General features: G+C 37.4%; 29 protein-coding genes and 1 riboswitch. Of the genes, 25 read left to right on the top strand and 4 right to left on the bottom strand.

Annotated elements, in window-relative coordinates:
* Positions 1-10: 10 nt before the first annotated feature.
* The gene (gene deoC, locus FPQ13_RS01410) at positions 11-682 is read left to right on the top strand and encodes a deoxyribose-phosphate aldolase (RefSeq protein WP_144087511.1); all 672 of its coding nucleotides are present in this window, start codon (positions 11-13) and stop codon (positions 680-682) included.
* 213 nt (positions 683-895) lie between these two features.
* Here the strand turns inward: deoC and FPQ13_RS01405 are convergent, their stop codons facing one another.
* The gene (locus FPQ13_RS01405) at positions 896-1,879 is read right to left on the bottom strand and encodes a Na/Pi symporter (RefSeq protein WP_144087510.1); all 984 of its coding nucleotides are present in this window, start codon (positions 1,877-1,879) and stop codon (positions 896-898) included.
* Positions 1,880-2,041: 162 nt separating this feature from the next.
* Between FPQ13_RS01405 and rpsU the strand changes: the two genes are divergently transcribed.
* The 24 genes from rpsU (at position 2,042) to guaA (ending at position 23,778) form a co-directional block, all read left to right on the top strand.
* Complete coding sequence (gene rpsU, locus FPQ13_RS01400; RefSeq protein WP_144087509.1) at positions 2,042-2,221, top strand: 30S ribosomal protein S21; 180 nt, start codon at positions 2,042-2,044, stop codon at positions 2,219-2,221.
* Positions 2,222-2,239: 18 nt separating this feature from the next.
* Entirely contained in the window at positions 2,240-2,683 is a 444-nt protein-coding gene (locus FPQ13_RS01395; RefSeq protein WP_144087508.1) for a GatB/YqeY domain-containing protein, read from the top strand.
* A gap of 240 nt (positions 2,684-2,923) precedes the next feature.
* The gene (locus FPQ13_RS01390; RefSeq protein WP_144087507.1) at positions 2,924-4,255 is read left to right on the top strand and encodes an NfeD family protein; all 1,332 of its coding nucleotides are present in this window, start codon (positions 2,924-2,926) and stop codon (positions 4,253-4,255) included.
* A 21-nt stretch (positions 4,256-4,276) separates the two neighbouring features.
* Positions 4,277-5,275: a flotillin-like protein FloA gene (floA, locus tag FPQ13_RS01385; protein ID WP_144087506.1), complete on the top strand. Its 999-nt coding sequence runs from the start codon at positions 4,277-4,279 to the stop codon at positions 5,273-5,275.
* Positions 5,276-5,306: 31 nt separating this feature from the next.
* Complete coding sequence (locus tag FPQ13_RS01380; RefSeq protein WP_144087505.1) at positions 5,307-5,786, top strand: hypothetical protein; 480 nt, start codon at positions 5,307-5,309, stop codon at positions 5,784-5,786.
* Between the two features lie 105 nt (positions 5,787-5,891).
* Positions 5,892-6,170, top strand: coding sequence for a sporulation protein YqfC (gene yqfC, locus FPQ13_RS01375; RefSeq protein WP_144087504.1), 279 nt, complete (start codon positions 5,892-5,894; stop codon positions 6,168-6,170).
* Between the two features lie 15 nt (positions 6,171-6,185).
* Positions 6,186-7,343 carry a sporulation protein YqfD gene (gene yqfD / locus FPQ13_RS01370; protein ID WP_144087503.1) on the top strand — a complete coding sequence of 386 codons (1,158 nt, stop codon included), beginning with the start codon at positions 6,186-6,188 and terminating at the stop codon, positions 7,341-7,343.
* 3 nt (positions 7,344-7,346) lie between these two features.
* Complete coding sequence (locus FPQ13_RS01365) at positions 7,347-8,300, top strand: PhoH family protein (protein ID WP_144087502.1); 954 nt, start codon at positions 7,347-7,349, stop codon at positions 8,298-8,300.
* Positions 8,301-8,327: 27 nt separating this feature from the next.
* Positions 8,328-9,788 (top strand): HD family phosphohydrolase, encoded by a 1,461-nt coding sequence (locus FPQ13_RS01360; protein WP_144087501.1) that lies wholly within the window; start codon positions 8,328-8,330, stop codon positions 9,786-9,788.
* Positions 9,785-10,258, top strand: a complete 474-nt coding sequence (gene ybeY, locus FPQ13_RS01355; protein WP_144087500.1) for an rRNA maturation RNase YbeY — start codon at positions 9,785-9,787, stop codon at positions 10,256-10,258. Before FPQ13_RS01360 ends, ybeY begins: the two co-directional genes overlap by 4 nt.
* On the top strand, positions 10,248-10,619 hold the full coding sequence (locus tag FPQ13_RS01350) for a diacylglycerol kinase family protein (protein WP_144087499.1): 372 nt from the start codon (positions 10,248-10,250) through the stop codon (positions 10,617-10,619). The genes ybeY and FPQ13_RS01350 overlap by 11 nt, the downstream gene beginning before the upstream one ends.
* Positions 10,620-10,877: 258 nt before the next feature.
* Positions 10,878-11,789, top strand: a complete 912-nt coding sequence (era, locus tag FPQ13_RS01345; RefSeq protein WP_144087498.1) for a GTPase Era — start codon at positions 10,878-10,880, stop codon at positions 11,787-11,789.
* 108 nt (positions 11,790-11,897) lie between these two features.
* Complete coding sequence (locus FPQ13_RS01340; RefSeq protein WP_144087497.1) at positions 11,898-12,041, top strand: YqzL family protein; 144 nt, start codon at positions 11,898-11,900, stop codon at positions 12,039-12,041.
* A gap of 27 nt (positions 12,042-12,068) precedes the next feature.
* The gene (gene recO, locus FPQ13_RS01335; RefSeq protein ID WP_144087496.1) at positions 12,069-12,818 is read left to right on the top strand and encodes a DNA repair protein RecO; all 750 of its coding nucleotides are present in this window, start codon (positions 12,069-12,071) and stop codon (positions 12,816-12,818) included.
* A 111-nt stretch (positions 12,819-12,929) separates the two neighbouring features.
* Positions 12,930-13,553: a transcriptional regulator CcpN gene (gene ccpN, locus FPQ13_RS01330; protein WP_144087495.1), complete on the top strand. Its 624-nt coding sequence runs from the start codon at positions 12,930-12,932 to the stop codon at positions 13,551-13,553.
* A gap of 15 nt (positions 13,554-13,568) precedes the next feature.
* Positions 13,569-14,384, top strand: coding sequence for a pyruvate, water dikinase regulatory protein (locus tag FPQ13_RS01325; RefSeq protein ID WP_144087494.1), 816 nt, complete (start codon positions 13,569-13,571; stop codon positions 14,382-14,384).
* Between the two features lie 410 nt (positions 14,385-14,794).
* Positions 14,795-16,624, top strand: a complete 1,830-nt coding sequence (dnaG, locus tag FPQ13_RS01320; protein ID WP_144087493.1) for a DNA primase — start codon at positions 14,795-14,797, stop codon at positions 16,622-16,624.
* 23 nt (positions 16,625-16,647) lie between these two features.
* Positions 16,648-17,751 carry an RNA polymerase sigma factor RpoD gene (gene rpoD, locus FPQ13_RS01315; protein WP_144087492.1) on the top strand — a complete coding sequence of 368 codons (1,104 nt, stop codon included), beginning with the start codon at positions 16,648-16,650 and terminating at the stop codon, positions 17,749-17,751.
* Positions 17,752-17,770: 19 nt separating this feature from the next.
* Positions 17,771-18,310 carry a hypothetical protein gene (locus FPQ13_RS01310; RefSeq protein WP_144087491.1) on the top strand — a complete coding sequence of 180 codons (540 nt, stop codon included), beginning with the start codon at positions 17,771-17,773 and terminating at the stop codon, positions 18,308-18,310.
* A gap of 106 nt (positions 18,311-18,416) precedes the next feature.
* Complete coding sequence (gene cccA / locus FPQ13_RS01305; protein ID WP_144087490.1) at positions 18,417-18,776, top strand: cytochrome c550; 360 nt, start codon at positions 18,417-18,419, stop codon at positions 18,774-18,776.
* A 69-nt stretch (positions 18,777-18,845) separates the two neighbouring features.
* Positions 18,846-19,541 carry a tRNA (adenine(22)-N(1))-methyltransferase gene (locus FPQ13_RS01300; RefSeq protein WP_144087489.1) on the top strand — a complete coding sequence of 232 codons (696 nt, stop codon included), beginning with the start codon at positions 18,846-18,848 and terminating at the stop codon, positions 19,539-19,541.
* Complete coding sequence (locus FPQ13_RS01295) at positions 19,538-20,647, top strand: Nif3-like dinuclear metal center hexameric protein (protein WP_144087488.1); 1,110 nt, start codon at positions 19,538-19,540, stop codon at positions 20,645-20,647. Before FPQ13_RS01300 ends, FPQ13_RS01295 begins: the two co-directional genes overlap by 4 nt.
* A gap of 102 nt (positions 20,648-20,749) precedes the next feature.
* Positions 20,750-22,213, top strand: coding sequence for an IMP dehydrogenase (gene guaB, locus FPQ13_RS01290; protein WP_144087487.1), 1,464 nt, complete (start codon positions 20,750-20,752; stop codon positions 22,211-22,213).
* Between the two features lie 26 nt (positions 22,214-22,239).
* Complete coding sequence (gene guaA, locus FPQ13_RS01285) at positions 22,240-23,778, top strand: glutamine-hydrolyzing GMP synthase (RefSeq protein WP_144087486.1); 1,539 nt, start codon at positions 22,240-22,242, stop codon at positions 23,776-23,778.
* A 198-nt stretch (positions 23,779-23,976) separates the two neighbouring features.
* Here guaA and FPQ13_RS01280 read toward each other — a convergent pair whose 3' ends face one another.
* From FPQ13_RS01280 to tenA, 3 genes are all read right to left on the bottom strand, one after another.
* Entirely contained in the window at positions 23,977-24,222 is a 246-nt protein-coding gene (locus tag FPQ13_RS01280; protein WP_144087485.1) for a hypothetical protein, read from the bottom strand.
* Positions 24,223-24,260: 38 nt separating this feature from the next.
* A complete protein-coding gene (locus FPQ13_RS01275) occupies positions 24,261-24,407 on the bottom strand; it encodes an ABC transporter substrate-binding protein (protein WP_236782603.1) in 147 nt (48 codons plus the stop codon).
* Positions 24,408-24,753: 346 nt separating this feature from the next.
* Positions 24,754-25,440, bottom strand: coding sequence for a thiaminase II (gene tenA, locus FPQ13_RS01270; protein ID WP_144087483.1), 687 nt, complete (start codon positions 25,438-25,440; stop codon positions 24,754-24,756).
* Between the two features lie 90 nt (positions 25,441-25,530).
* A riboswitch (TPP riboswitch) is annotated at positions 25,531-25,631 on the bottom strand.
* Between the last annotated feature and the right edge of the window lie 196 nt (positions 25,632-25,827).

Here is a 25,827-nt window from a genome sequence, read left to right as displayed (position 1 = left end):
GTAGATGTAAATGGACCGAAATATCGCTGGAATGATTGACCACACATTATTAAAACCTGAAGTTCAGGCGGAACAAATCAACCAACTATGTGAAGAGGCAAAAGAATATAAGTTTGCTTCCGTCTGTGTAAACCCTACATGGGTTGCACATTGTTATGAGCTATTGAAAGATTCAGATGTCAAAGTTTGTACAGTTGTCGGTTTCCCATTAGGTGCGACAACGTTAGAAACAAAAGTATTTGAAGCAAAACAAGCTGTTGAAAATGGCGCAACCGAAGTGGATATGGTCATTAATATCGGTTCTCTGAAAGATCAACGCTTTGAAGAAGTTGAAACAGAAATCAAAGAAATTGTTGAAGCCGTAAAAGGCCGAGCAATTGTTAAAGTGATTATTGAAACAGTCTTATTAGATCAAGACGAAAAAGTGAAAGCATGTGAGCTAGCTAAACGAGCTGGAGCTGATTTCGTTAAAACGTCCACTGGATTTGCAGGTGGAGGAGCAACTGTTGATGATGTCCGTCTCATGCGTCTGACAGTCGGCCCTGAAATGGGTGTCAAAGCATCTGGTGGTGTTCGTAACCTAGAGGATGCCAATGCAATGTTAGATGCAGGAGCGACTCGAATAGGCGCATCTGCAGGTGTAGATATAATAAATGGCCAAGAAGGTCAATCTAGTTACTAAGTGAATTGCATAAAGAAACTCAAAAAGCCCAAACGGTTTGAATCTAAAATCGTTCGGGCTTTTGTTTGTTTTGTTGTTTTGTGAAATAATTCTTGCTTAGTTGAGTTGTGAGCAATCCTTTATCAGCAGTCAGCCGTGCTTTTTCAACAGTCAGTTGCCGGGTCCACATTAAGTTCGCTATGAATATCTACGTACTGATTAAGCAAATCAATCTTAATCTAGCTGGCGCTCTGTTTTTTTATATTCTTTTTGTATAACAGAGCTTGACCAATTTTCTTCGCGTAAATAAAGCTCTTTCAATAGACGAGCGAAAGGTTTGTGTAAAATGAAAATCAATAACCCAACAGATAAATTATACAAGAACGCTAATAATATAATTTGTTGGCTTGGGTGATCCGAAATAGCTGAAACGATGTTTACAAATACTTGTCCAATTCCCGGATAGACAAATACAACACTTCCAATTACGTTAATCCAAATGTGAATATACGCTATAATTCTAAGCTTCAGCTTGTGGCTAAGACCAACGAGTATGACGGTTACGCAAGTTCCTATGTTGGCGCCGAGCAACAAATAATAGATGTCTAGTAGTGGAATGGAGCCTCCACTTGAAAAACTCATGAGAATACCCGTAAAAGCGGTAGATGATTGAATGATGGATGTGACTGCTGCTCCGAATAAAAGTAAAATAAACGGGTGGTCGATTTGTCCGTTTTGGATAGCCATATACGAATTTTTAGGAATTTGGTTTGATAATTGCTCAAGTCCCCCTAATGCACTGAATACAACACCCATACCAAATAAAATAGTACCGATAAAAAACATGTTCCGTCTCCGACTAACTAAACATACAAAACCAATCAATAAACAAGCAATCATTAAATGTTCATTATTCCAAATAAATAGTTGAGCAGTTAAGGTTGTCCCAATGTTTGCTCCGATAATGAAACAAATAGCAAATGGAATACTCAGTCGGTATGCTGCGTAAAAAGAAATTAATAAAGCAATTGAAACAGAGCTACTTTGTAGTAGTAGTGTGAGCAAAAAGCCCATTAGCAAGCCAGCGTAAATCGAAGGATTTGGTCGAACGGATTTTATCTTCCTCATACTAATATTCTCGAAACCAACACGCATGAGCAAAATGCCAAATAAAAATATTCCAATATACGTAGCAATCATCAAAATCATGAGATACATAGCGTTCCTCCCCGTTACATTTTATGCTTGTTCGATGAATACATGACTGTTTTAGAAAGAGTTCATTGACCTGGAGAAGAATTTTTAATATAATAACCAAAGATGTACACGAGCTGTGTGCATTGTTTCACTTTTTTGGTTTAGCTGGAGGGAGGGTTGAGCATGTCTAATAATACAACTCGCGTTAGAAAGAATGAGACTATTGAGGATGCTCTTCGACGCTTTAGACGATCCGTTTCAAAAAACGGTACATTGTCTGAGTATCGTAAGCGTGAATATTATGAAAAGCCTAGTGTAAGACGTAAGAAAAAATCAGAGGCTGCACGGAAGCGTAAAAAATAAAAGAGGGTGTAAGCGTTCATGTCATTGCTTGAACAATTAAACGCTGATATGAAAACAGCGATGAAAAACAGAGAAAAAGAAAAACTAACTGTTATTCGAATGGTTAAATCATCTTTGCAAAATGAAGCGATCAAAAAACAGGCTGACTTGACTGAAGAAGAAGAGTTACAAGTTTTAAGTCGTGAAGTTAAACAAAGAAATGATTCCCTCCATGAATTCCGAAAAGCTAACCGTGAAGATTTGGCCGAACAGATTGAAAGCGAGTTGGCCATAATTCAAGCTTATATGCCAGAGCAGTTATCTGATGAAGAATTAGAAAAAATCATCCAAGAAACGATTGATGAACAACAAGCTACTTCCAAAAAAGATATGGGGAAAGTAATGAGTGCAGTGATGCCGAAAGTTAAAGGCAAAGCTGATGGTTCAAAAGTCAATCAATTCGTAATGAAACACTTACAATAAAAAGATAAAACCCAATTTGGTGGGATTTCCATCAAATTGGGTTTTTCATTATGCTTTGAAAGTACAATAGAGTTTTGGTAGTTCATAAGGATCTGTCTAGTTTTCATGCCAGGTGAAACTATTGATGATTAAGAAACATAACAAATTTTTAAAACATGAAACTTCTGATTGTTCTTAGACGTATATATAGTAGAATAGTAATTAACCGTCTGAAAAGTATGGAAGAAGGGAGTGAAATGAATGCGCAAAAAAACTTTGGCGGTTTTCATATTCATTTTGTCATTCCTATGGATCAACCAAGCATCAATTTTTGCAAATGATGAGCAAGAAGCCTCTACATCCGTGTATGTAATTCCTGTTGAAAATGAAGTTGAACGGGGATTGGTTGCTTTTCTCGATCGTAGCATCAAAGAAGCCGAGGAAGCGTTTGCCGATCAAATTATTTTTGAGATTAACTCACCCGGTGGAAGAGTAGATTCAGCAGGAGATATTGCAACACTAATATCAAGTACAGACATACCAACAGCAGCTTACATTGTTAATGAAGCCTTGTCAGCAGGTTCATACATAGCTTTGCAAGCAGATGAAATCTATTTTAAACCTGGCGCAACAATGGGAGCCTCTGGCGTCATTACAGGAGATGGAAATGCAGCCGAAAAGAAAGCACAATCAGCGTGGATTGCAGCGATGACTTCAGCCGCTGAGAAAAATGGAAGAGACCCATTGTATGCACAAGCCATGGCAGATCCAAGTATCGATTTACCTGAATTTCGAGCAGCTGAAGGAGAATTTCTGACATTGCGTGCACAGGAGGCTCTTGAAGTGGAATATGCAGAAGGCATTGCATCTGACCGCCAAGAGTTATTTGAACTAATGGATATCTCTAAACCAACTGTCACAGAGACCAATCCAACATTTTCTGAGAACTTAGCAAGATTCATTACGAATCCAGTTGTCGTTCCAATCTTATTATCAATTGCAAGTATCGGCTTGATTGTCGAGCTGTATTCACCGGGTTTTGGTGTTGCTGGCGGAATGGGCATTGCTGCTCTATTTCTTTTCTTTTATGGGCACCTCGTAGCCGGATTGGCTGGTTATGAATCGTTAGTGCTCATGCTTGCAGGTATTGTTTTAATTGTATTGGAGATATTTTTACCGAGTGGTATTCTTGGAATTGTCGGCGGGGGAGCGATCCTCGGTGCCATGCTGACTTCAGGAGCCGACATGGGTCACATGGCTTTCAGTATCGGAATTGCTTTATTGGTTGCAATGATTTTGGCAATCATTCTATTTAAAAAGATTGATACCGATAAAGGAATCTTTCGTCATATTGTGTTAAAAGACCAAACGTCCACGGAAAAGGGTTACATTTCAAATGTAAACCGTATGGAGTTAATAGGGAAGGAAGGAACAGCCCTAACTTATTTACGTCCATCAGGGACAGCTGTGTTTGATGAAGAACGACTAGATGTCGTTTCAGAAGGTTCTTTTATTGCACAAGGTTCAATCATTAAAATTGTCAAAGTTGAAGGTTCGCGTTTAGTTGTTAGAGAAGTAAAAAAAGAAGATTAATTTTATAGGAGGAATTTTAATATGGAATTTCAAGAATTATGGCCTTTATTGCTCGTAGCACTAATCATTATCGCTGTGGCGATTTTGTTCACGTTTGTTCCAGTAACACTCTGGATTAGTGCATTAGCTGCAGGTGTTAGAATCAGTATCTTTACATTAATCGGTATGCGCTTACGTCGAGTTGTTCCTAAGATGGTCATTAATCCATTGATTAAATCTCACAAAGCAGGACTTGATGTAAATACTAACCAGCTAGAGAGTCACTATTTAGCCGGGGGTAACGTTGACCGTGTCGTCAATGCTTTGATTGCGGCTCAACGTGCTAACATTGAATTAAGTTTTGAGCGTTGTGCAGCCATCGACTTGGCTGGTCGTGACGTTTTAGAAGCTGTACAAATGAGTGTTAACCCGAAAGTTATTGAAACACCGTTTATCGCAGGTGTTGCAATGGATGGTATTGAAGTAAAAGCAAAAGCTCGAATTACAGTACGTGCTAACATCGACCGCCTTGTCGGTGGTGCCGGTGAAGATACGGTTATCGCACGTGTCGGTGAAGGTGTCGTTAGTACAATCGGTTCTTCAGAAAGTCATGGTAAAGTATTAGAAAATCCAGACAGAATTTCTAAAAATGTTTTAGGTAAAGGGTTAGATGCTGGAACAGCATTTGAAATCTTATCCATTGATATTGCAGATGTTGATATCGGTAAAAACATTGGTGCGATGTTACAAACAGATCAAGCGGAAGCGGATAAAAACATCGCGCAAGCGAAAGCAGAAGAAAGACGTGCGATGGCAGTTGCTCAAGAACAAGAGAACATTGCCAAAGTTCAAGAAATGCAAGCACAAGTGGTTGAAGCAGAAGCACTTGTTCCACAAGCACTTTCTGAAGCGCTTCGCAGTGGAAACATGGGTGTCATGGATTACGTTAACTATAAAAACGTAATGGCCGATACAGATATGCGAGATATGATTAGTAAGATCAGTAAAGATGATCAAAATCATGATAATGACTCGAAATAATAATCTGCTCGCCAAAGGAGTGTGAATCCTTTTGGAAGGAATTTTAGATGCCATATTCAGTAATATTTTTATCATTATGGCTCTGTTGGCTGGGGTATTTGGATTCTTTAAAAATGAAAACGAAAAAGAAGACCGCGATGAACGGCCAACACGAGGAAATCCAAATTCTAAACAAGAAACAACTGAAAAACCAACGATTAGAGAACGTTTTGAAACATTTAAGCAGGAAGTGGAAACGACTATTTCTGACGTCCAATCGGATTCGTCAAATGAATGGTATCAAGCGTTAGAGGATTCGCAGAAAAGAAGAGAGGAATCGCTCGAAGATACAGCTGAGCGTATGGTGACAAGTGATAAAATTAAAGCAGGATCTATTGTCCCAAGCGATCATCGTTCCACGACGCGTATTTCAGTAAAAGAAAACTTAAATAAAAAAAGACTGGTTGAAAGCTTGATTATGAGTGAAGTACTTGATCAACCTAAATCGACTCGTCGAAAACGACAAGCATAATTGTTTCGACCCATCTATTCAATAAGGAATAGATGGGTTTTTTTATGTGTAAGTGATAGTTCGTTCTTTTCATTCATACATTGGAGATGATAGGGGGAAATTGGGATGAAAAAACTAAGACGAATAAATCGATGGTTAACACAAAAAGCTCACCTTCCCAATGATGTCATCTATGATTATCCACGATTGACGTTAATCGGTCACGTCCATTTATATATAGAAAACCATAAAGGATTGAGACAGTTTCAAGACCATCAAATTATTGTTGAACAAAACGGTGGTCAAATAATGATTGTTGGTAAAAACTTAGTCATTAAAAGTTTGATGAAAAATGAAATCGTTATTGAAGGAACGATCTTATCAGTGACCCAAAAAGCTACATGAAAGGAGAGTTGAACAATTAATAAATACAGTCGTAAAATTAAGGGAACAGTAATAGTAGATGTTGAAGGTAAACAAATCGAATCACTGATTAACCGAATGCTTGAAGAGAACGTACAAATCTCTGCTTTGAGGAGAACGTCTGCCGAGGAGGCCTCTTTTCAAATTTCATATAAGGATGTAAGTTTTGTAAAACGTTTTAGAAAAGAGTATCAATGTAAAATCCGGTTTAAAGAAAAAAGTGGTTTTCCACGTATTTATGAACAACGAAAAAAATGGATTCCTGGAATGATTGGCATCGTCATTGGATTTGCGATTATTTTTTGTTTATCAAATTTAATTTGGAATGTGACCATTAAGGGTGGAACGGCAGAATCTCGTTTTGAGGTACAAGCTTTAACGAAGGAATTAGGTCTTGTGGAGGGTAAATGGATTCAGCAAACAGCGAACATCTCAACAATAGAAAGGGAAATCATGAATAAAATCGAAGAAATATCGTATGTCGGCATTCAAAGGCATGGTACGAGCTATTACATAGTGATCGAAGAGAGTGAAAAAGAAATACGTGAACAAACAGAAAGACCGAGTCATTTGGTTGCTGAAAAATCAGGTACGATTCATTCCATGTATGTAACTGATGGAAGACCTTTAGTGAAAATAAATGATGTCGTCAAGAAAGGAGATGTTCTAGTATCAGGTTTACTGGATGAAGAAGGCGACGTCACAACTACCTCTAAAGGTGAGGTGTTGGCGGAGGTATGGTATCATCTTCAATTGACAATTAACCTGAAACAAGAACAGCTAAATCTAATACCAGATCCGGTCACCACTTATCAATTACGAATAGGGGACCGGCAAATTGGGAAAGAAGAAAATGAGTTACGGTTAGTTCATGAAGAAAAAACGCCTTTTTATTTTTTTAAGTGGCCTTTGCCAATCAGTTTAACAAAACAATACTATTACGATGAACAATCAAGTGAACTCGAATATGATATTGAAGAACAATTGCCAAGCTTAATCGAAGAACGATTAAAAAGAGAGCTTGGCCAACAAGTGAAACTTCAGTATCAAAAAGTTTTGCACGAACATCGAGACAGTGATAAAGTTAAATTAGAAATGTTTGTCAAAGTAATCGAAGATATTTCCACTCAACAAAACATTGATCAAGGAGACTGATGTATGCAAGAGAGCAAGGAAACGATTGATCTACACATAGAAGAACATCAAAATACATTAAGTTTATTCGGAACCAATGATCGAAATATAAAACAAATCGAAGAATATTTACCAGTTACAATTTTGACGAGAGGTGGTCAAATTCAGATCTCTGGTTCCTCAAATGATGTCAAAGTGGTCAAAAGCCTTTTATTGGCTGTTATGAAGATCATCAAGAAAGGAATTAACGTTACAGAGCGTGATATTATATACGGAATTGAATTGGCCAAACAAGATAAAATCGAGCAATTTGAGACATTATTTGAAGATGAAATTACAAAAAACCAACAAGGTAAGCCGATTCGTGTCAAGACATTAGGCCAACGAGATTACGTTCAGTCAATGAAAGAAAATGATCTCGTATTTGGAATAGGCCCTGCCGGAACTGGAAAGACATATCTGGCTGTTGTATTAGCAGCAAAAGCTTTACGAAAAGGCGATGTCAAACGAATGGTATTGACGCGTCCAGCTGTTGAGGCTGGAGAAAGTCTTGGTTTCTTGCCAGGAGATTTAAAAGAGAAAGTAGATCCTTATTTACGACCGTTATACGACGCCTTGCATGACATATTTGGCGTAGAGCATACGGACAGATTGATGGAACGAGGGACTATTGAAATTGCCCCACTTGCTTATATGCGGGGTCGTACGCTAGATGATGCATTTGTCATATTAGACGAGGCTCAAAATACGACACCTGAACAGATGAAGATGTTCTTAACCCGGTTAGGGTTTGGCTCAAAAATGGTGATTACGGGTGATGTGTCGCAAATTGACCTTCCAAAAGGTGTTATTTCAGGATTAAAAGTAACTGAACAAAAGTTAAAAAACATTAAAGGAATCTCATTTAATTATCTGAAAGGCTCCGATGTCGTTCGACACCCACTCGTACAGCGAATCATCGAAGCTTATGAAGATTAAATAAATAGAAATAAAGTGGGGATTTAAATGGGCCTAAACGAGAAGGTAACTCATTTTAATCAATCAAACAAGCAACAATTATCGGATTTTTCGGCAGTCATCTGTAGCATCAGTTTGCCTGCCGTTTTTGTTATTGTTTTATTGATTCAATACTTGCAAGGTGATAAATCAGTTCAGTTAACTGCTGTTATGAGTGTCATTTCCATTTTTATATTCATTCTAACGTATACAGAACTTCGAAACTTTAACAATCGTTCTAAAAATATGGCGGTCTCTTTCGTTGTGTTGAATTTAGGTATGTATTTTTTAATATTGGCGAGCAATGTGTTTGGTCCTGAACATGAAATGCTGTTTTATATAGCACCAGTAGCTGCTTATGCGATTTTAATGAAACGATTAGTTGGCGAACGAATTGCCATTATCTCAACTGTTTGGATGGCATTAATTACAGCAAGCATTTTTCATGACAATTTTACAGATTCTTTTGTGATTACTTTTCTTTATTATCAACTTTCTCAAATGGTTGCCATTTATTTTCTAGGTTCATTAACTGAACGTATCTCATTGATTAAAAACTCAGCGGTATTATTGTTTACCCATTGGTTGTTGGTCATTGCATTCGTCATTCCGGTTGAAACAGAGATTTTTACACTGAACTTATTTCTATCGTTATTATTTGCCGCGTTTTCTGTGTTAATATCAATCGTCCTAGCATTAGGGTTACTACCGTTATTCGAAGCAGCTCTCAACCTATTGACTGAGTCAAAGCTGTTGAATTTATCTAACCCTAACCATCCATTATTGAAAAAAATTTTAATTGAAGCGCCAGGAACCTATCACCATAGTGTAATGGTCGCTAACTTGAGCGAGTCTGCATGTGAAGCGATAGGTGCAAATGGTTTATTGGCAAGAGTCGCTGCATATTATCATGATGTCGGAAAAGCTCTGCGGCCACATTATTTTATAGAAAATCAACAAAATATGGATAATCCACATGATGATCTTTCACCAGAAGAGAGTGCAGAAATTATTTTGGCTCATCCTTATGAAGGGGCAAAAATATTGAGGCAATATAAATTGCCGGAAGAAATCATTGAGATTACAGAACAACACCATGGCACAACATTGCTTGGCTATTTTTATCATAAGAAAAAGAAGGAAACATCTGAGGTGGAAGAAACTGCATTTCGCTATAAAGGTCCAATACCGCAAACAAAGGAAGCTGCCATTATCAATATTTGTGATTCAGTTGAAGCGGCAGTCCGTTCGAAAAAAAGTCCAACAAAGCAAGAAATCAGAAAGCTAGTCAGGTCAATTATCAATCAACGATTAATGGACGAGCAGTTAAATGACAGTCAACTAGCCTTAAGTGACTTGAAAATTATTGAAAACTCGATATGTAATGTGTTAAGCGGTGTTTTTCACGAACGGATTGATTATCCATCCGAATCCACCCAAGAAAAACAAGTTAAGGAGGTACATTCATGATTATTGACATTAATGATGAAACAAATCAGCTTAATCAGAGTCAACTCGAATTATTGGAAAAGTTACTTGATTACGCACGAGAAAAAGAAGAAATCGGCAACGATGCTGAATTATCGGTAACGATTGTCGACAATGAAACTATTCAAGAAATTAATAAGCAATACCGTGACAAAGACCAGCCGACTGATGTCATTTCTTTTGCGCTAGAAGAGCACGGTGAAGAAGAGATTGAGATCCGAGGAGATGATTTGCCTCGCCATCTCGGTGATATTATCATTTCCATAGAAAAAGCCGAAGAGCAAGCAAAAGAATATGGACATTCATTCGATCGGGAATTAGGTTTTCTCGCAGTACATGGCTTCTTGCATTTATTGGGCTATGATCATATGACGACAGAAGAAGAAAAGGAAATGATGGAACGGCAAGATCATCTGCTAGATGACTTCGGGTTAACGCGTCATGAAAAATAAGAGAAGTAAAGATCCAATCGGATTGGGGTTTGCCCTAACAGGTGTAATGACTGCGTTAAAAACAGAATTTAACATGCGTATTCATTTGATTATAATGATTGTCGTAATCTTATCAGGCATTCTCTTCCATATATCCGTTTTGGAATGGCTGTTTGTCATGTTAGCCATTGGCTTCGTTTTGGCACTTGAATTAGTGAACACTGTCATTGAGCTGCTTACGGATGAGTTGTTTAAAGAAGAGCATGAAACAGCTAAAAATATTAAAGACATCAGTGCAGCAGCTGTCCTGGTTGCCGCAATTTTTGCTGCTATAGTAGGAGTAATTATATTTCTGCCAAAAGTAATTTATATTTTAAATTAGTAATACAATTCCCCCAGTTAGCGAACAGATTAGAAGTTCTTAACTGGGGGTTACTATATTGATATCTAAATAAATCGTAAAGATGTATACGCTAAATTAAAATCATGTACTAAAAAGATTTAATTGCTCACATTTTGGGTAAAATTCAATAAAACCACATTGGCTTTGTCTATTTTCAACTATCTTTGTCGATGTTGTGAAATTTTAATGCAGATGTAGTAAAATACCATTAACAGAATACAAGTAGGTGTAATAAATATGCAATCAACAGAAAATTATCATTCAGGATTTATCGCAATCATCGGTCGACCTAACGTTGGAAAATCTACATTCATGAATCATGTGATCGGTCAGAAGGTTGCAATTATGAGTGATAAGCCACAAACAACACGGAACAAAATTCAAGGTGTCTTAACAACAGATTCGTATCAAATGATATTCATTGATACACCCGGCATTCATAAACCGAAACACCGACTTGGTGACTTCATGGTTAAGTCATCGATAGACACACTAAATGAAGTAGATGCAATCATGTTCATGGTCAATGCAAAAGAAGGCTATGGAAAAGGCGATGAGTTTATCATTGAGAAGTTAAAAAACATCTCGCAGCCTGTTTTACTTGTTATCAACAAAATTGATGAAGTTCATCCAGATGAGCTACTACCTTTAATTGACCAATACCGAGAAAAGCTTCAATTTGCTGAAGTTGTACCCATTTCTGCTCTACATGGAAATAACGTTGAGAGATTACTGGAAGTATTGGTTGATCAGTTACCAGAAGGTCCACAATATTATCCAGAAGATCATGTTACAGACCACCCAGAGCGATTTATCATAAGTGAATTGATTAGAGAGAAGGTACTTCATCACACAAGAGAAGAAATACCACATTCAGTTGCAGTGATTATTGAATCCATTAAGAAACAGGAGAACAAAGAGATCATCGATGTACAAGCAACCGTGATTGTAGAAAGAAAATCACAAAAAGGGATTATTATTGGAAAACAAGGGAATATGTTAAAACAAATCGGCACAGAGGCAAGAAAAGATATTGAAACTTTGCTTGGCTCAAAAGTATTCATGGAACTTTGGGTAAAAGTTCAAAAAGATTGGCGTAACCGTTCTTCACAACTACGAGAGTATGGTTATCGTCAAGACGAATACTAAGCAATTGCTGAAATGGTAATTATTTAAACTTATGAACTAACCAAAACCGGAGAAAATAACAATGAATCAATTTTTCAGTTCAAATTAACTGAAAGGTGGAGGAAAAAGATGAGTGAATTGCCATGGAAATTATTTGAAAAGACAGGGAACCTTGAAGCTTATTTGTTAATGAAACAAGTTGAAGAAGTGAATGAAGAACCAGATGACGAATTGGAACAAATAACACCTAGCACACAGATTGAAACGAAATAAAGGATTCATTGAAAGTTAGGGATTGAAATGTTTGAAAAAGTAGAAGGCATTGTCCTTAGAACGAAAGATTATGGTGAAACAAATAAAATAGTCACCTTGTTTACACGCGAATATGGGCTCATCAGTGGAGTCGCTAGAGGTGCTAAAAAGTCAAAAAGTCGAATGGCTGCGGTAACGCAGCCATTTATCTATGGTATTTTTGTCATGCGCCTTTCTAGTGGGTTGGGTACAATCCAACAAGCAGAGGTATTGGATAGTATGAGAAAAATCCGAGAAGATATTATTAAAACCGGTTACGCAACATACATAGCTGAACTGGTATCTAAAATGATGAATGAACGAGAGAAGTATGAGTTATTATTTCAAGAACTTTTAGCCAGTTTAGAAAAAATGGCAGAAGATGAAAATCCACCAGCAATCATTGCGATGATGCTTGAAATGAAACTATACCAGATCGGCGGCTTTGCTCCGATTTTAAAAGAATGTGTCAATGGTCATATTGAAGAACCAATCGTTGCTTTTTCAGTGACGGAAGGTGGTGCTCTCTGTAAACAATGTCAATATAGAGCATCGGATGCTGTGCCTCTACCGACATCCATGCATAAACTGCTACTAGCGATGAGTGAAACGAGTGTCAAGCGAATACGCAATATTCAGCTGAGAAAAGAAACCATTCAATGGTTACGAAAATTACTCGATGATTATTATGATCGTTATGGCGGAATGTTCATCAAGAGTAAACGATTTTTAGATCAAATCCATTTATTAGAAGAGTAAAAGGGTGACAAATTTCGTACAATGAGTCATCCTTTATTTTAATTTATGCTCCAATCGGATATAATGAATACTAAAAAGTATAACGTATTCGAATGTTAGGTGGTGAATGGAATGGAACTTTCCGCCCGTCAAGAAGAGATTGTTTCAATCGTTAAAGAGAACGGTCCGATTACTGGTGAACATATTGCCGATCGATTAAAATTAACACGTGCTACATTACGTCCTGATCTAGCAATATTGACGATGGCAGGTTTTTTAGATGCCAGACCACGTGTCGGGTATTTTTATACAGGTAAAACGAGTAACGAATTGTTGACACATAACATCAAAAAAATGAAGGTCAGTGAACATTTTTCAGTTCCAGTTGTGGTCAATGAACATGTCAACGTGTATGATGCAATTACAACGATGTTTTTAGAAGACGTTGGAACTCTATTTGTCGTCGATGAGCACTCTCATTTACAAGGTGTTTTATCAAGAAAAGATTTACTTCGCGCTAGTCTTGGGCAACAAAGTTTACAGGAAGTCCCTGTACATATTATCATGACGAGAATGCCGATGATTAAAGTATGCAAAAAAGAAGATTTGCTGATTGATACGGCCAATAAATTAATTGAAAATCAAATAGATGCTTTACCCGTTGTTCAGGAAAAGGACGAAGGGTTGGAAGTAATCGGTCGAGTGACAAAAACGAATATTACTCGTGCATTCGTCGAATTGGTAAAAGAAGATTAAAAAAGGAGGGAGCCTATGAACCCGTTTAAATTTTATGTTTTATCCGATTCAGTTGGTGAAACAGCTGAACTGTTAGCAAAAGCTGCGTTAAGTCAGTTTAACGGTCATGAAGATAAAATTCAGCGGATTCCATACGTTGATGACGAAGGAACACTTGGCGAAGCAGTGGCATTAGCTAAAGAAAATAATGGAATGATTGCATTCACACTCGTGAAACCTGAACTTCGTTATCAGTTAATGGATATGGCTAAAAAAAATAATGTAATTGCAGTTGATTTACTTGGACCTTTATTAGATCGTCTTGAAGATTATTTAGGAATAGAACCAAAACTTGAACCAGGTTTAGTACATAAACTTGATGAAGATTATTATAAACGAATTGAAGCAGTCGAATTTGCTGTAAAATATGATGATGGCCGAGATGCAAAGGGTATATTAAAAGCTGATCTCGTTTTGATTGGTTTATCAAGAACATCGAAAACGCCTTTATCCCAATTTTTGGCTCATAAACGAATAAAGGTTGCCAATGTACCAATCGTACCTGAGGTAGACCCACCAGCTGAACTGTTTAACGTTAATCCAAATAAATGTATTGGCTTAAGAATCGACAGTAAAAAATTGAACGATATTCGTAAAGAACGGCTCAAGTCACTTGGCCTTGATGATACGGCCAACTATGCAAAGTTAGAACGGATTGAAAAAGAGAATTCGTTCTTTGATCAAGTCGTCGACAAAATCGGTTGTGAGACAGTGGATGTCTCGAACAAAGCAGTTGAAGAAACAGCAAATATCATATTAGAAATTTACCATAAAAATAACAACAGAGTTTAATAATTAAGAACATTGTCTTCGAGGTTGGGAAAATTCCCGACCTCTCTCATTTTTTATCTTCAATTTTTGGCAAAAAAGTGAGTAAAAACAAACACCAAATTTAACTTTCAACGTTTCTCAGCAAAAAGTTAGCATTATCGCTCAATTTGTTTTATAATCAATATTTGTGAGAAATATCATACCACCTACTAAAACTTTGATAGTAATGAACTCATGTACATAGAATTATTGAGACAACCCCTTTAGTTACAAGTGACGAGACGTTTTTAATTGCGTGTGGAAGGGTAAAAGGTAAATGAAACATAATTAGTTCATTTGATTAAGGTGTTCACGAAGTTTTCACAAAAAATGTCGATTGATGAAGGGTTTATGGTATTTTTATCGAATGATATATGAATATGGTGATAAAAATGAACAAGGTGCCTGAAGAAGTGATCGATCGACTTTTATCTACTAGTGATATCGTCGATGTAATTAGTGAATATATCCAATTGACTAAGAAAGGAAGAAACTTTTTTGGTCTCTGTCCGTTTCACGGAGAAAACACGCCATCATTTTCTGTTTCACAAGAGAAACAGATTTTTCACTGTTTTGGTTGTGGAAAAGGAGGCAATGCACTCCGTTTTTTAATGGAAATTGAGTCCATTCATTTTACAGAAGCCATTCAACTTTTAGCTCGCAAAAGTGGAGAAGAGATTTCTGGTGAGTGGTTAATCCAACCACAAGAATCCTATTACTCTGAAGAGCAAGAAGGTGTTCTGCAAGCATATGACTGGTCAGCCAAATTGTTTCATCATGTACTCAAGCATACTGCTGATGGGAAGGCTGGCTTAAATTATTTGAAAAAAAGAGGATTTGAGCCTGACACTATCGAAGAGTTTCAATTAGGCTACTCTCCGGATCGCAATGAATTTTTAGCCGCTTTTCTAAAAGGAAAAGGTTATGAACTGGAACAATTAGCGGATTACGGACTTGTACAATCAACAAATCAAGGAAGTTATTATGATCGTTTTAAAGATCGTGTTATCTTTCCGATTAAAAACCACCAAGGTAAGATTATCGCTTTTGGCGGACGAGCTTTTAAAGAACACCAAGAACCTAAATATTTAAATAGTCCTGAATCCAAGCTTTTCCATAAAGGACGAGTTTTATACAATTTTCATTTAGCGAGAAAACATTTTCAAAAAGAGAAAGAAGTTATTCTTTTCGAAGGTTATATGGATGTCATCAAAGCATATCAAGCTGGTGTCTATAATGCGGTAGCTACGTTGGGTACGAGTTTATCTGAAACTCACGCAAAAACATTAAAACGATATGTCAAACAGGCAGTCATCTGTTTCGATGGAGATGATGCGGGTAGAAACGCTAGCTTCAAGTCTGCGAACATTTTACGTCAAGCAGGTTTAGAAGTTCGAGTCGCCCATATTCCAGAACGGCAAGATCCTGACGAATATATTGATCGATATGGTGGAGAATACTTTAAACAGAAAGTTCTTCAACCAGCTCAAACTTATATTGCTTTCGCATTGGAATACTATAAAAAAGATTATAATTTAAATCTTGATCATGACCGTATTGCATATATTGAAAAAGCTTTGGACATAATCGCAACGAGTGAGTATCCTGTTGAACGAGATTTTCACTTAAAAGAACTTGAAGATACATTCCATTTAAATCGTGAAACATTAATGGATGAAATCGAGAAACGAACTTCCAGAATAAAGAAATCCGTGAAGGTTAAAGATAAACGTGGTGGAACAAACGTTCAAACAGGAATGCCTAGGAAAAATGAAAAGTTATACGCAGCACATCATACGGCAGAAAGAAATCTTATTGCCCATATGTTAAGGGATGCAGATTTTGCAGAAACGGTTCAACAGCGATTAGGTTCAGCATTCAATATTCAAGAGCATCAAGTTCTTGTCACCTATCTATACGCTTATTATGAAGAAGGCAATGAACCGAACGTTAGTCAATTTGTTGAACGGTTACCCGAAGAACAATATAAACAACTAGCGATTGAGATTTCATTAAAAGAAATCAATGATGATTTGGAACAAAACGAACTAGAAGATTACTTTCTTGCAATCGAAAAAGAAAGTGATATAGATCAAGAAATTCGAGCATTGGAAATCATGTTGAAGCAAGCAGAGAGAGAGAATGATCCAAAGTCAGCAGCCCGAATAGGTATGAAAATGCTCGAATTGAGGAAGAAAAGTAATATATCCAAGCTAACGTAGTCAGTTTGGAAGGAGGGGTTTTCATGGCTGAAAAGCCAATAGATCAAGAATTAACACTGGAACAATCTAAGGACCAACTGCTGGAAATCGGAAAAAAACGTGGAGTTCTCGTATACGAAGAGATTGCGGATAAATTAGGTCACTTTGAATTGGATTCCGAACAGATGGATGAGTTTTACGAAACACTTGCTGAACAAGGAATCGACCTTATCGGTGAAAGTGAAGACGATCCGAGCATGCAGAAGATTTCGAAAGAAGAAGAATTTGATTTAAATGATTTAAGCGTGCCACCAGGGGTGAAAATTAATGACCCTGTCCGTATGTATTTGAAAGAAATCGGCCGTGTCGATCTATTGACTGCTAAAGATGAGATTGAATTAGCAGAACGGATTGAACAAGGCGATGAGGAAGCAAAAAGACGCTTGGCAGAAGCGAACTTGCGTTTAGTTGTAAGTATTGCGAAACGTTATGTTGGTCGTGGAATGTTATTCTTGGATTTAATTCAAGAAGGAAACATGGGCTTGATCAAAGCAGTAGAAAAATTTGATTATCGTAAAGGGTTTAAATTCAGTACGTATGCAACTTGGTGGATCCGCCAAGCGATTACACGTGCAATTGCTGACCAAGCGAGAACAATTAGAATTCCTGTACACATGGTCGAAACAATCAATAAGTTGATTCGTGTACAAAGACAATTGCTCCAAGATTTAGGTCGCGAGCCAACTCCGGAAGAAATTGCTGAAGAAATGGAGTTTACTCCAGATAAAGTGCGTGAAATCTTGAAGATTGCACAAGAACCTGTTTCTTTGGAAACTCCGATTGGAGAAGAAGATGATTCTCACTTAGGTGATTTCATCGAAGATCAAGAAGCAACTTCACCTTCCGACCATGCGGCTTATGAACTTCTTAAGGAGCAGCTTGAAGACGTCCTCGATACGTTGACAGACCGAGAAGAGAACGTGTTACGACTTCGTTTTGGATTAGATGATGGCAGAACACGAACACTTGAAGAGGTCGGAAAAGTATTTGGCGTAACAAGAGAAAGAATTCGTCAAATTGAAGCGAAAGCATTACGTAAATTAAGACATCCAAGCCGAAGTAAGCGATTGAAAGATTTCTTAGAATAAGTCTTTTTGGAGGCTTGGGATGAAAAAGGATAAAAACAAAATAATTATTGATGAAATTACAAGCTGGAAACAAAATCAGCTACTACCAGAAAAGTATTGTAATTTTCTGTTGGCATTGTATACCTATGGGGAAGGGGTAGAAGAGGACTCAAAGTCAAACGCATCAATGAAGCGACAACTGTTCATTGGTCTTGATTTAGTTTTCCTTTTCCTTCTTCTTCCTGCATACATTGTCATTGCTTCTCATTTATCAGATCAAATCCTTGCTCAGTTTATTGTTTTTTCAACCTTTATTTTCATTCTCGGAATACATTGGTATTTTTTTAATAAAATTCAATCCATTTTTACACACGTTGTTATCGTGTTGTTTTTTATCACCATGCTCGTTGGATCTACATTAATCGTACATGAATGGTTGGGCAGTGGATTTTGGTTGAATTTACTAATTGTAATACAAGGTTTAATCTGGATTGCTTTTGGCTGGGTTAACAAAGTATATTATTTAGTTATATCTGGATTCATTGGCATTTTATTGTTTTTTGCTTTGATTGTTATATAAATCTTCACATTTATCTCTTTTCTCTTGAACACTTTTCAAGTAAAATAGATATAGCTTTGTAAACGAAGAATACTACATAGATACAACTGAAGGAGGTCTATATGTCATGAAAAGAAACGCAGCAGCACCTTATTATGTAATTGGTATTATTGGAATTCTTGCGATGATTATCATGGGTGGTGTCGGTATGGCACAAATGAACAATGCGGAAGGTGAAGGAGAAGAAAGCTCAGAACAAACTGATCTAGCACCTGAAGATATTTATAGCCAAAATTGTATGTCCTGTCACGGCGGTGAGCTAGAAGGCGGAATGGGACCTGCTTTGACTGACGTTGGTGATAAATACGATGCAAGTGAAATCGTCGAAATCATTAAAAACGGTAAAGGTCAAATGCCAGCGATTAACCTTGATCAAAGCAATGCAGAAAAACTTGCTGAATGGTTAGTGGATGGAGCAGGTAAATAAGATTTAAATCTTTGAATCCGGAAACAAAAGGAAATTCTTTTGTTTCTGGATTTTTTAATACAGGAAGGTATGAGAGCTATGGAATTATCAAATCGACTGAAACAAGTTATCGAATTTTTACCTGAAGATGTAAAGAAGTTTGCTGATATAGGTTCTGATCACGCTTATTTACCGTGCGCTGTTTGTTTGACTCGACCTTATGTTCAAGCAATTGCTGGTGAGGTCAATCGTGGACCGTACGAATCTGCTCAATCACAAGTAAAAAAAATGAACTTACAAGAACAGATTGAAGTCCGGTTAGGCAATGGTTTAGAGGTGATCGAACCAAATGAAGTAGATACGATTATAATAGCGGGAATGGGTGGGTCACTCATTCGTTCCATTCTCGAGAGTCACCCCGAGAAATTGGAAGGAGTGACTCGACTGATTCTCCAACCGAATATCGATGCTTCTTCCATTAGAGAGTTTTCGTTAAACTATGGGTATCAACTAATAGCCGAACGAATCATTAATGATGAGGGGTATATTTATGAAGTTCTTGTCTTGGAGAAAAGTGACCAAGCTCAACAATTATCAGATAAAGAAATATATTTAGGGCCATTTCTCATGAAAGAAAAAAATGCAGCCTTTATAGAGAAATGGCAGCATGTATTTGAAAAGAAACAAAAAATTATCGAACAAATAAAGCAAGCGAAAAACCCAGACCAAAATAAAATCAATCTTTTCGAACAACAAAAATCATGGATCAAGGAGGAATTACAATGACAAAAGTAATTGACGTAATGAATGCCATGGAGGAGATTGCGCCAAAAAGCTTAGCGTTTGAAGGTGATCGGATTGGTCTTCAAATCGGTAGTCCAAATAGTGATGCCAATCGAGTAATGGTTACATTGGATGTTCTTGAAAGTGTCGTTGATGAAGCGATTGAAAATGAAATCGACCTTATTATCGCTCATCACCCGTTTATTTTTAAACCATTTCAAGCGATCAATTGGGATAGTGAAAAAGGTAGAATTACGAAGAAATTAATGACGCATAACATCTCTCTTTTCGTTGCACATACCAATTTAGACATTGCGCGTGGTGGCGTAAATGATTTATTGATGGAAAAACTAGGGTTAACAGATACCGATGTGCTCGTCAAAACAACGGAAGAAAAGTTATATAAGCTCGTCATTCACGTGCCGAAAACGCATGAAAATGAAATACGTCAAGCGTTTGCCGATGCTGGCGCTGGTTTTATCGGTAACTATAGTCATTGCACATTTAATCTAGAAGGGATTGGTACGTTTAAACCGCAAGATGGAGCAAATCCATATATTGGAAGTGGAGATGAATTAGAACGAGTAGAAGAGTATCGAATGGATACAATTGTTCCAGAAGGGATTTTAAACCAAACGATTGAACTAGCTAAACAAGCACATCCTTATGAAGAGATGGCGTACGATGTTTATCCACTACAAGTTCAAGGCGAAGCTTACGGATTGGGACGGATTGCCAAATTATCCGAACCAATGCAACTTCAAGAGTTGGCACAACTTGTAAAGAAAGCATACGATGTTCCGAACTTGCGCTTTGTCGGTAAAGAAGATAAACGGATCCGCACCGTTGCAGTCATTGGCGGCGATGGCAATAAGTATATCGCTAAAGCGAAGCAAATGGGTGCAGACGTGTTGATCACTGGTGATGTATATTTCCACACTGCGCATGATGCTTTAGGGATGGGGCTTGCAATGATTGACCCAGGACATCATATTGAACAAGTGATGAAAGTAGGCTTACAACAAAAATTAAAAAAGAAAATGCCAGCGGTACAGTTCAGCATATCAGAACACAAAACAGAGCCATTTACTTTTCTAACGAATGATTAATGTCAGTATTTTTTGATTAATTGAACATTTTTTCGGTGTGTTGACAATGCAAAATTACATTGATAGTCTTTTAATAATATTTTCGTAAAGGGGTCGACACATATGTGGGAAAACAAGTTCGAAAAAGAAGGCTTTACGTTTGATGATGTTTTATTGCTGCCACAAGAATCTTCCGTTTTACCGAGTGATGTTAAAGTAGAGGTGTCTTTGACAGATACGTTGAATTTAAAGATACCCATTATGAGTGCTGGAATGGATACAGTAACTGAATCAGGTATGGCAATCGCTATGGCTAGACAAGGTGGACTTGGTGTTATCCATAAAAATATGTCGATTGAAGAACAGGCAGAGCAAGTGGACAAAGTGAAACGTTCAGAAAGAGGCGTTATTACAAATCCATTTTTCCTTCTTCCTGAGAACCAAGTTTATGATGCTGAACACTTGATGGGTAAATATAGAATTTCGGGTGTTCCAATCGTCAACAATGAATCAGAACAAAAACTGATCGGTATTATAACGAATAGAGATCTTCGTTTTGTTGAAGATTACTCATTACCTATTGACGAGGTTATGACAAAAGAGCAACTTATTACTGCACCTGTTGATACGACATTGGAACAAGCGGAAAAAGTGCTCCAGAAACATAAAGTGGAGAAGCTTCCTTTAGTCGATGAGAACGGTGTGTTAAAAGGTCTTATTACGATTAAAGATATCGAGAAAGTGATTGAATATCCAAATTCTGCAGTGGATCGTCAAGGAAGATTATTGGTAGCTGCAGCCATTGGCGTAACAGGTGATGTGCTTGTTCGTTCAGAGAAGCTCGTAGAAGCAGGAGTTGATGCGCTAGTCATCGACACAGCACATGGTCATTCACAAGGTGTATTAAATGCCATAAAAAAATTAAGAGAGATGTACCCAGAAGTGAACTTAATCGCAGGTAATGTTGCGACAAAAGAGGGAACGAAAGCATTAATAGATGCTGGAGCTGACGTCGTAAAAGTAGGAATTGGTCCAGGATCGATTTGTACAACCCGAGTTGTTGCAGGTGTAGGTGTTCCACAAGTTACAGCCATCTATGATTGTGCTACAGAGGCTAGAAAGCACGGAGTAAGCATTATTGCGGACGGTGGAATTAAGTACTCAGGGGAAGTTGTTAAAGCCATTGCTGCTGGAGGACATGCTGTAATGCTCGGAAGCATGTTTGCGGGTACGACGGAGAGTCCTGGGGACATAGAAGTATTTCAAGGAAGACAATATAAAGTATATCGCGGTATGGGATCCGTTACTTCGATGGAGAGAGGAAGTAAAGACCGTTATTTCCAAGGGGAATCGAAAAAGTTTGTCCCAGAAGGAATCGAAGGTCGTGTCCCTTATAAAGGCTCAATCGCAGACACTCTTTATCAATTAGTTGGTGGATTGCGATCTGGAATGGGTTATTGCGGAACAAAAGATTTAGAAGCACTTCGTGAGGATTCACAGTTTGTTCGAATCACGAATGCCGGATTGAGAGAAAGCCATCCACATGATGTGCAAATTACAAAAGAAGCACCGAATTACTCAATGTAACGAATCAAAATAGTCGAGGTGTAGGTATGAAGCAAGAAGAAAAAATAATTGTTTTAGATTATGGAAGTCAATATAACCAACTCATTACTCGTCGGATTAGAGAATTAGGCGTTTATAGTGAACTTCACCCGAACGACCTTTCTGCAGAAGAATTAAAAAAATTAAATCCAAAAGGAATTATTTTATCTGGCGGTCCGAATAGTGTGTTTGAACGTGACGCATTTTCTATTGATGAACGAATCTTTCAACTAGGTATTCCTATTTTAGGAATTTGTTATGGCATGCAATTAATGACCTATAAACTAGGCGGACGTGTCGAACCAGCTGCTCAACGTGAATATGGCAAAGCCAAAATTTTATTGACAGAAAACCAATCATCAATATTTCATACATTGCCGGAAGAGCAAATTGTATGGATGAGTCATGGTGACCATGTTGTAGAAATGCCTGAAGGATTTCAAATTGATGCACAGAATCCTTCCTGTCCGATCGCCGCAATCAGTAATGAGGAGAAAAAGTTTTACGGTGTTCAATTTCACCCAGAAGTCGGTCATTCAGTTTATGGGAATGATCTTTTGAAAAATTTTGTGTATGAAATTTGTGGGTGTAGTGGCGAGTGGACGATGAGAAATTTCATTGCAACTGAAATAGAAAAAATTCGTGAATCCGTGAAAGATCGAAAAGTCATCTGTGCGTTAAGCGGTGGTGTCGATTCCTCTGTCGTTGCTGTATTGTTACACCAAGCAATAGGAGATCAACTGACATGTATTTTTGTTGATCATGGCTTGCTTCGTAAAAATGAAGCTGAAGATGTTATGAAGATGTTCAAAGAAGGTTTCCATATGAATGTCATTCAAATCGATGCAAAAGATCGATTCTTATCAAAGCTTCAGGGTGTCAGTGATCCAGAGAAGAAACGAAAAATAATTGGCAATGAATTTATCTACGTTTTTGACGAGGAATCTTCCAAGATTGATGATGTCGACTTTTTGGCACAAGGTACCCTTTATACAGATATTATTGAAAGTGGTACAAAGACTGCGCAAACGATTAAAAGTCACCATAATGTTGGTGGATTACCGGAAAAAATGAAATTGAATTTAGTTGAACCGTTGAACACTTTATTCAAGGATGAAGTTCGAAAACTAGGTGAGGAATTAGGGATTCCAGAACATATCGTATGGCGTCAGCCGTTTCCTGGACCAGGTCTAGCTATTCGCGTTCTCGGAGAAGTGACAGAAGAAAAATTAGAAATTGTTCGTGAATCCGACGCTATTTTACGAGAAGAATTTATGTTAGCAGGATTAGATAAAACAGTGTGGCAGTATTTCACGGTTTTACCAGGTATACAAAGTGTCGGCGTTATGGGCGACCAACGGACATACGACCACACAGTTGGGATTCGCGCAGTCAGTTCAATTGATGGTATGACTTCAGATTGGGCAAGAATACCATTTGATATTTTAGAAAAAGTCTCGAATCGAATTGTAAATGAAGTTCCACATGTGAATCGCATCGTGTACGATATCACAAGTAAACCACCTGCAACGATTGAGTGGGAGTAGTAATAGGAGCCCTAAAGCCCTTGGTAACAAAGGGTTTTATATGCGACAATCCCATTTTAAAACAAATAAGTCTACGACAAGGTGAAGGTTATTCACCGACGTCATGAATGATAGAAACATTAAAGTCGCAGTGACATATAACATATATATCACTGCGACTTTTCCATTTTGCTCAAAAAACTTGGAAAAATGAAATGGTTAAGATACAATATTAACATTTAATTTATTCATATCAGGAATATCATCTATTAATTCATTTTTCTTCAGCCAGTCCGCTGTCTCTTCCCAGGATCTTGTGTTTTCTGTCCCAGATCCTGATTCACTTTTCATTTTTGGTAATAAAATGCTCATGCTTCCCATCTCTACTTCTTTATCAAGAGAGAAATTAGCTTCGTCTTGATTATCAAGAATAATTTGTAGTGCATCTTCTAGATTTTCAACCATGAAGTCGAAGCCTTTTCGAGCCTCTTTCCAAAAAGCTTCTATATCTGCTTGCTCATTTTCCCACTATCTTCACTTGCCACTGTAACTATTTCATAATAACTCGGTACTCCGTTATCAACTAGGTTAAAATAATCGGCTTCGTACCCTTCGCGTCGTAAAACAGGAACTTCGTGATTGACATACATTCCGCTCAACACATCCACCTGTTCAGAAACCAAGGATGAGTCTAATTCAAATTAAACATTGACCATCTCAACCTTATCATAATCTTCGCCGTCATGGTTAACAATCATTTTTACCACTGCTTCGTTTGGCGGTATTCCTGGGGGAGCCAAACTGCTTACCTTCTAGAGCTTTTGGTGAGCCTATTGGACCAGACCATCAGAACGGTAAACGACGTGATTCAATGGTTCTCTTACGACTGCAGCGACAGCTTTTATAGGGGTGTCTTCATTTGCTTTTGCCATAATTCTACTTATTCACAGACAAAGATGATGAATGAAATAGTTTGTTTGCTTTACTGTTCGTTAATTAATTTTTTGCTAAATCTTTTACTGGCCACATAGAGACATCTTCTGCCATCTCCCAGAACATGTATTCAAAGTAACTCGTTCTGACAAAGATATCTTCAATTCTTTTCAACTCATGTTCAGATTTATCTTTTGCAATGTCATTTATCAAGTCGATACAGTTTTCAGCAATTTCAGTGAAACCTTCAGAAGAATACATCTGAACCCAGTTTCCATAAAGGTCGTGCTCTAATGCACCTGGCCATTCAGCTAACTTCTTACCAATCCAATTATAACTCCAAGCACAAGCAAGTACTGCTGCAATAGCGTTTTCCACACCGCCAAGCTGTGCTTGGCTAATCATATAACTTGTATAGGCAGTCATAGCAGCTGAAGGTTCTGTCGCTTCTAATTCCTCATTCGAAATATTGAATTTCTCTGCATACTTACGATGCAAATCCATTTCAAAATTCATTGTGCCGTGAAGTAGATTAGCGAAAATAGTCATTGTTTTTAAATCATTCGCTTTCGTACTACCAATTGCGAACACACGAGAGTATTCAATTAAGTATACGTAATCTTGTTTCATATAATGAATAAACTTCTCTTTATCGAGGGTTCCTTCCCCAATACCCTTCACAAATGGATGGTCTAAATAACTATTCCAAACAGGTTCGACAGTTTTGAATAGGCGATCTGTAAACGTCATAATATCTTATCTCCTTCTTTCTATTTTGAAAAATGAATCAAAAAAACCATTCCACTAATAGAGGGAATGGTAGAATAAAAGATACTTTTGTACGTATCGCCACCACTTCCCTACGCTAGTATGACCTAGTTCAGGTTCAAAGGGTCAAGACATGTCTTTCTCAGCAAATTTTTGCTCCCCTAGTGATTCATTTATTCAATTAGCTCTAATATAATCATACAAGTTTGTACTTGTCAAATTGATTTTGAGCGGAATAATGCAATGTTATTTGATTAGAACAAACTACAAATAAATACTACTCTACTAAAGTAATTATTGACTATATAAAAAACAAGTTACATAAGAAAAGGAGCTAAAATCATGAGAGATTTAGCTCCTTTTTTAACA

It is taken from the genome of Allobacillus salarius, from assembly GCF_007559425.1.
Classification (GTDB): Bacteria; Bacillota; Bacilli; order Bacillales; family Alkalibacillaceae; genus Allobacillus; species Allobacillus salarius.
Note: the sequence above shows the minus strand (reverse complement) of the source record. Positions and strands in the feature narration are given on the sequence as shown.